Source organism: Arsenophonus sp. ENCA, assembly GCF_002287155.1.
Taxonomy (GTDB): domain Bacteria; phylum Pseudomonadota; class Gammaproteobacteria; order Enterobacterales; family Enterobacteriaceae; genus Arsenophonus; species Arsenophonus nilaparvatae.
Genome location: NZ_NHNG01000533.1, coordinates 1 through 564, shown reverse-complemented (window position 1 = coordinate 564; position 564 = coordinate 1). Strand labels below are relative to the sequence as shown.

Sequence of the window (564 nt, the reverse complement as noted above, 5' to 3'; positions counted from 1 at the left end):
CCCCCATTCTGACACTACTGTTCCAGCTTAATGCGTTACTAATCAAGTCGCCAACTGCCCAACTCAAAACATGGTTTTCATTTTCATTTATGTAAGTAGTGTCATAACGAGTAAAGCCCTGGTTATCTTTATGCTGATGATTACCACCAATTTGTTGTTTAAAGACCCCGGTGCTGGATAAGCTGCCAGCCATACCAAACAAACGCAGTTCATTCCAGATAGAAAGTTGAGTGTCATTATGCTGAGTTCGGTTGGCGTAGAGATCATAATTAAATAGCTCCCCCTGGCTACTTAGCGCTGCAAAACGGCGTGGAGAATTGCCAACCATTAGATTTTGCGGTGGTAACCAGCTGTCGGGAACTTGTAATAGCAGCCGTTGTTGGGCACTATCATAGTTGACTTGCACATTGGGCATGGCACTAACGTCAATTTGCGGTTGGGTTAGTTTAGTGGCCGGTAAACCGGCTTTTTGTAAATCAGTGGCCGACAGCCAAAAATGGCCTTTACGTTCATTGACGATCGCGATAATCCCGCTGGCATACTGGTTAACCACTAACTCCAACC

Annotated in this window: 1 pseudogene; it reads right to left on the bottom strand. The window is 45.2% G+C overall.

What is annotated here, in order from left to right:
* Positions 1-564: pseudogene (locus tag CBG25_RS13880) on the bottom strand (fimbrial biogenesis outer membrane usher protein); the annotation flags it as partial.